Consider the following 6,761-nt stretch of genomic DNA (forward strand, 5'->3'; position numbering starts at 1 on the left):
ACAGAGATTTTAGCTGGTATGGTGCTAACACAATTAATAAATCCTGGAACGCCTGTTGTATATTCACCTGCCTCATCAATGGCAAATATGAAAAATGCTAGCTATATAACTGGTTCACCCGAGGGGAATTTAATAAACATTGCTTGCATTCAGATGGGTTTAGAGTTATACAATGTTCCCACCAGGTCAATGGCAGGCTTAACAGATGCAAAGGAAATAGACTGCCAGGCAGGGATAGAGACGATGCAGAATATATTTATGTTAGTTGCTTCAGGTGTAAACATCATTAATGAATGTGTAGGAGTTTTAGATTCTATAATGACAGTATCCTATGAAAAATTTGTTATTGATGAAGAAATATTGAGCAGGGTTTTAAGGATAATGAATGGTATGGATACATATAATCAAATAGAAGCTGAAGAGGTTATAAAGGAAGTCGGCCATTCCGGAGCCTATTTAGCTCATCAAAGCACATTTGATCATTTTCGTAAATGCTGGAAACCAACAGTATCTACTTGGGATACATATAGTGATTGGAAAGAAAAAGGGGCACAAGATATTGTAGAAAAGGCAAATGAAAAGTATAAGGAAATCTTAAATAAACCTCAAAAAATACTAATCGATTCTGAGACTGACAAAGATTTGCAGGCCTATATTGAGAAGACAATAAAAAACACTTGAAAATAATTAAAGTTAAGATAGGTGGGTGGTGGTAATATGTCAGGGAATAAAGAATTATGCGAAACTCTGAAGCATTATTTGACTGTAGCTCCTTTAATTAATCAGTTTACTACTGAGGACATTGGTATAACTTTATGTGATACTGAAACTACACTATGGGATATTTGTCCCAAAACTTTTGACTGGGTGGTATCTTCCTATGTGGGAGAAAAGGTTGGAACTGATTGGGCAATCTATAAGGCGATGCAAAATGGAGAAAGAATGGTAGTTGAAATAGGAAAAGAAGTTGCCGGTGCGCCATATGTAGCCATTGCAGTACCTATTTTTGAGGGAAATAAGGTCGTAGGTGGAATTGCAATTCAACAATCAGTAGAAAGAAAGCAACAGCTTATTGAGATTGCGAATTCCTTAAAGGAGACAATAAATATTTTTAATAATACAGTTCAACAAATAGCATCTGAAGCAGAAGAGTTATCTGCTACAGGACAGGAATTGGGAAGTGTTTCCCAAGAAACAAATCATCAGGTAGGTGAAATAGATAGTATTGTTCAGATCATTCAAAAGATATCTGATCAAACCAATTTAATTGGCCTTAACGCAGCTATTGAGGCTGCTCGAGTTGGTGAACACGGTCGCGGATTCGCGGTTGTAGCTGCTGAAGTTCGTAAACTGGCACAAACAAGTTTGAAATCAACCAATAACATTAAATTAACCGTAGAAGAAATCAAAAATTCTGTTGAACAGATTACCCTATCCATACAAGAACTAACAAAAGTAGCCAATCACCAAGCGATAGTGCTATCAGAAATTACTACCGCAGTAAATGAATTGGGTAAGTTATCGCATAGTATTGTTGCTATGGCTGAAGACTTATCTACTGATATTTATTCACAACATACTTACAAATAAACTATTGTATAATTAAGCGTGTTACATATTTATAGGAAAAAAACCACCTTTTTAAGGCGGTTTTTTATGCAATCTCATAATGTAAGTAGCTTACAAATATCTGGTTTTTAGGCTATCAGTCTGTATATTTTTTGATTAATCTATACGCCTTACTTTGACTTATTTGTAACACCTCAGCAACCTTATAGGTGTTTTTGAATTGTTTATATGCTTTGTTGATTAACTGTTTTTGAAATTCTTCTACAGATTTATCTAAGGGCACAAAACTTGGAAAAGATACATGAAATTGTGATTTAGAGTTGTCATGAAAAATCTTAGGCAAATTCTTAGGTTTAATTACTGTATCTTTTACAGTTACAACTAATCTTTCAATTGTATGTTCAAGTTCCCTTATGTTACCTGGCCAATCATGTTGGGTTAATAAATCTAGTGTTTCTTCGGTAAAATCATGATTACGTTCATATTTTTTATCATACCTTTCTAGGAAAAAGTAGATTAAGGGTATGATATCTTCCAATCGTTCCTTTAATGGAGGCATTTCAAGTTCAATTACATTTAACCTATAGAAAAGGTCTTCTCTAAAACTATTATTGTTAACCATTTCTTTAAGCTTCTGATTTGTTGCAGCAATAATCCTAACATCAATTAGCTTCTCTTTAACACTTCCCACGGGAGTAAATCGGTGTCCTTGGATAACCTCTAGGAGTTTTGCTTGAAGCCTGATAGGTATCTCCGCAATTTCATCAAAAAAAAGTGTGCCATTATTTGCTAAAGCTAAGAGCCCTACTTTACCGTTTTTGCTCGCACCGGAAAAAGCACCAGGGGTATATCCGAAGAGTTCAGATTCTAATAACTGCTCAGGAATTGCTGCACAGTTAATGGTAATAAATGGACCATCTTTGCGCTTACTTATTTTATGGATGTGTTTTGCAAGTATACTCTTTCCTGTTCCTGATTTACCTAATATTAAGATAGTTGAATCTGTAGTAGCAACTCCATGTACAATATCCAATAAATCACACATTTGTTTGCTGTTAGCAATTATGTCATTCTTTACATTAAGATCTTCTTTGCGCAATACCTCTACTTCTCTCTTATACTTTTCTAATAATTCTCTAGTTACTTCCAAATCTTGTTTGATGTTTTTCAATTCAGTTATATCACGGGAATTCTCAACTATGAGGTCAATTTCACCTTTTTGGTCAAGAATGGGACTAGCTGTTACTACAAGTTTTCTTCCAATTCTAGTTGTTTGTTCTATGGTGACCTTTTTCTTTTCAGAAAGGGCAATGGGAGTTATTGGTGGAGAGCAGATGCCCTCCTCTGCTAGCTGCCAGCTAGCCTTACCTATTAGATCGGATACTTTTACCCCATAATTTTTTTCAGCAGCTTTGTTAGCATAAACTGAATTGCCTTTATTATCCACTACAAAAATTTCATCATGACAGTTGTCCAATATCTTTCTTAAAGTAAAACAATTAAGGTCATTAATATTTTTAGGGGAAAATGTTTTAAAAGCAATTATTACGTATATGGTTTTTAGCTCTATATCAGAAATATGTTCAAGACTAATCTGTTGAACACATATTTCAAATGATAGTGATTCAATAAGTTTGGTAATCTTTTTGTTTGTTAGAGTTTCATCCATAAAAATCTTTTGTGCGCCTTCATTGTATAAAATTACCGTGTCGTTATGGTTAACAGCTAAAATACCTGTTATAAGATTATTGCAATTAATCATTGAAAGAGTGCCCCCTAAAAGTTTTTTCACTTTTATACTTACTAACATTCGATTAATTTTGCTAGTGTCCTTTAAATATGGAAAATTTTAATTCATTTTTAAAAAATAACAATTCATTTATAAAATAGTCTTTTGTAATATTGAGGAAGAAGTCACAGCAGAAGTAGTCGCCCATTAAAAGTTTAAATCTTGATGAGAATATTTAAACTGATTTTTAAAAATAGTTTTCATTATACCTTTTTAAATCATAATTTAGTAAAACTATTTATTAATTTTAAAAATATTATTTGGGATATAACAAGAATGTGTTAACCCTAATAAATCGTTTCACTTCTCGTTAGCTTGTGGCATGATATTTGCTACATAATAAGTAAAATGATGAAAAGAGGTGGACGATTAGATTTATTGAGATATACATTGGAAACTTTTCTATTTTTATTAAGGGAGTGAAAACATTGAGCAATATACTTACCAGGTTGGGGGATGGTGAATTTATATCCTTTACCAAAGATGAAGTCAGACGTGAAATTGAAGAAGGTGTCGAGGATGCTGCAGATCGTGCTGAGGTTGATCCTTTATCCAAAGAGGATATTGATAAGCTTTATGATATTGTGGCTGATCCAAGGAAATTTGTTAGTGTTGAACCTGGCAATGAGTTAATTTTATCTTATGACGGTTTTCCGATGAAGTTAACCAGGGTTGGGATTCCAATAGAAAGACCACAAATCTTAAAGGTCTTTGAAAGGGCCTTCGGATCGGATACTTTAGAAATGGCTTATGTCCATTACAGTATTAAGCCTTTAAAAATAAATCTTTCTGAAGAAGTAGCCTTCTTTGCGGAAAGCTTGCAAGGAACAATTGCTCCATTAATGTACGGAGCAATGCCAAATATGGGTCTTTATACTAAGCCTGATGGTCCATGCGAAAATGCTGCAGAACTCCTACCTTTAGGGAAGATTAAGGAAGCTCAGGAAGCACAAATGGAGGCTGGCGAATATCTTGAGAAAGATATTATGCTGGTTGCCAGCCAAATGTATGAAGCTGGGGCAGATGGCTTCGATTTTGATACAACAGCTGCATCAGGTGATGTGGAATTCTATGCTGTACTGAGAGCTATAGAACGATTAAAGGCTAAGTATCCGGAAATGGGTATCGAGGTAGGCATGTCAGGGGAGTTTATTCTTGGTTTTCATGGTAGTGTTGAATATGCGGGTACACGTCTTGCAGGATTATATCCCCATGAACAAATTAAAGTGGTAGAAAAAGCAGGGGGGACAATTTTTGGTTCAGTTGTTAATACAAATAGTAGCCGATCATTCCCTTGGAATTTAGCACGTGCCGTAACCATGTGTAAAGCATGTGGTGAAGTTGCTAATATACCTGTTCATGCCAATGTAGGTATGGGAGTGGGTGGTGTTCCATTAACTCCAGTCACACCAATAGATTGTGTTTCTAGAGCTTCAACTGCCATGGCAGAAATTGCGAGAATGGATGGATTGTAGGTAGGCTATGGTGACCCTGTAGGTATGCATGCAACACATGCTCTAGCGTCTGGGATGGGCGGAATTCGAACTGCTGGAGATCTAGTAGGACGGATGCAGCTAAATAAAGGAATGCGCTTGAGTGAAGCTAAAAAGTATGTCGCAGATAAACTAGGGGTTTCTGTCTTTGACCTGCACGATGAAATAGCTATGACTGAATTAAGAAAAGACTTGGACATAGGCAATGTATATATGGGTTATGATGCACCAGCAAGGGGTATTGAAGCTAAATTCAATATAGCAAGGCTCCTCGATATAGACATTAATTGTGTCAATCGCTTTAAAGCTAAAACGAAGATTGGTTAATGCTTATGCTACCTGTTAACAGGGCTTAACAGGTAATATAGTCTAATCAATAGTGAACTCGTTCAGCCAAAGCTGAACACGGGGAATCAGATGAAGACTCTAATCCACCTGATTTAGACCCCACTTATAGAAGTGAGGGTCTTAACCCACATAGAATATTTTGGATAAAAATTTAAAAGTTAGGTAGGGGAATAAAGTGATTGATAAGAGTATTCTTGAAGCAGCGGCAAATTCTGTATTAAAGGGTGATCAAAGTAAAGCAGAAGCAATTGCTAATGAAGTTTTAGAAAAAGGGCTAGACCCGTTAGAAGTGATAACAACTGGTTATACAGTTGGAATAATAAAAGTTGGTGACCTTTTTGAAAGGGGCAGATTATTTTTACCTGAATTAATTCAATGTGCTGAGGTTATGAAAAATGCTACAGCAATCTTAAATAATGCAATTTCAACTGATGAAGAAGGTTCATGTTCGAAACAAGTGAAAGGCAGAGTTTTAATAGCTACTGTAGAAGGGGATGTTCATGACATAGGAAAAGGAATAGTGTGTTCCATATTAGCTGCAAATGGTCTGGAAGTAACCGATATGGGAAGAGATGTTCCTGCAGAAAAAATAGTTGAAAAAGCTGAAGAGATAAAAGCTGACGTTATTGGAACTAGTGCATTGCTTACTACTACAATGATTCGCCAAAAGGATTTGGAAGAAATCCTGGTGGAAAAAGGTGTTAGAAAAAAGTATATTACAGTAGTAGGTGGTGCTCCTGTTACAATTGGGTGGGCAAAGAAAATAGGTGCAGATATTTATGCTGAAAATGCAGTTGATGGTGTAAATAAAATCATGGATGCTCTTAAAAAAAGATAATCAGTTCTCATTTTGATAAATTGGAGGTGTATTAAATTGATAATTGGTGTACCAAAGGAAATAAAAAACAATGAAAATAGGGTTGCAATAACTCCAGCCGGTGTGGAAGATTTTAAAAGAGCCGGACATACTGTTCTAATTGAAAACGGAGCAGGTATAGGAAGTGGATTTAGTAATGAAATGTATGCTGAAGCAGGTGCAAAGATTTTAGAGAATGCATCTAATGTATTTCAAAAATCAGAGATGATTATGAAGGTGAAGGAACCGCAGCCACAGGAATTTGACTATTTCAAAGAAGGTCAATTGTTGTTTACCTATCTCCATGCTGCTGCTGAAGAAAAAGTTACCAAGGCATTAATGGAAAGAAAGATCGTAGGTATTTCCTATGATACAGTTCAGTTAGATAATGGTGTCCTGCCTCTATTAGCTCCTATGAGTGAAATTGCAGGGAGAATGGCAACCCAAATTGGAGCCCAGTTTTTGGAAAAACCAAACGGTGGAATGGGTGTACTGTTGGGCGGTGTACCTGGTGTACCTCCTGCTCACGTAGTTGTAATAGGAGGGGGAATTGTAGGGACAAATGCGGCCAAAATAGCAGTTGGTATGGGTGCCAGGGTTACAGTATTTGATATTAGCGCTGCAAGATTAAGATATCTCGATGATATCTTCAGTAGCAAAATAGAAACTGTAGTCTCTAACTACTACAGTATTAAGGCAGCAGTCA

The 6,761-nt window shown here is 35.9% G+C and carries 5 protein-coding genes and 2 pseudogenes; 6 read left to right on the forward strand and 1 reads right to left on the reverse strand.

Going from position 1 to position 6,761, the window contains the following annotated elements; translation table 11 throughout:
* Both APF76_14040 and APF76_14045 read left to right on the forward strand, forming a co-directional pair.
* Positions 1 to 681, forward strand: a pseudogene (locus APF76_14040).
* A 36-nt stretch (positions 682 to 717) separates the two neighbouring features.
* A complete protein-coding gene (locus APF76_14045) occupies positions 718 to 1,590 on the forward strand; it encodes a chemotaxis protein (protein KUO49207.1) in 873 nt (290 codons plus the stop codon).
* Between the two features lie 115 nt (positions 1,591 to 1,705).
* Here APF76_14045 and APF76_14050 read toward each other — a convergent pair whose 3' ends face one another.
* The gene (locus APF76_14050; GenBank protein KUO49210.1) at positions 1,706 to 3,082 is read right to left on the reverse strand and encodes a hypothetical protein; all 1,377 of its coding nucleotides are present in this window, start codon (positions 3,080 to 3,082) and stop codon (positions 1,706 to 1,708) included.
* A gap of 704 nt (positions 3,083 to 3,786) precedes the next feature.
* Here APF76_14050 and APF76_14055 point away from each other — a divergent pair.
* From APF76_14055 to APF76_14070, 4 genes and pseudogenes are all read left to right on the forward strand, one after another.
* Positions 3,787 to 4,833, forward strand: a complete 1,047-nt coding sequence (locus APF76_14055; protein ID KUO49208.1) for a dimethylamine methyltransferase — start codon at positions 3,787 to 3,789, stop codon at positions 4,831 to 4,833.
* A 24-nt stretch (positions 4,834 to 4,857) separates the two neighbouring features.
* Positions 4,858 to 5,178 (forward strand): dimethylamine methyltransferase, encoded by a 321-nt coding sequence (locus APF76_14060; protein ID KUO49209.1) that lies wholly within the window; start codon positions 4,858 to 4,860, stop codon positions 5,176 to 5,178.
* Between the two features lie 199 nt (positions 5,179 to 5,377).
* Positions 5,378 to 6,037 (forward strand): dimethylamine corrinoid protein 3, encoded by a 660-nt coding sequence (locus tag APF76_14065; GenBank protein KUO49211.1) that lies wholly within the window; start codon positions 5,378 to 5,380, stop codon positions 6,035 to 6,037.
* A gap of 36 nt (positions 6,038 to 6,073) precedes the next feature.
* A pseudogene (locus tag APF76_14070) lies at positions 6,074 to 6,761 on the forward strand.

Origin of the sequence: Desulfitibacter sp. BRH_c19 (genome assembly GCA_001515945.1) — a bacterium.
Lineage (GTDB): Bacteria > Bacillota > DSM-16504 > Desulfitibacterales > Desulfitibacteraceae > Desulfitibacter.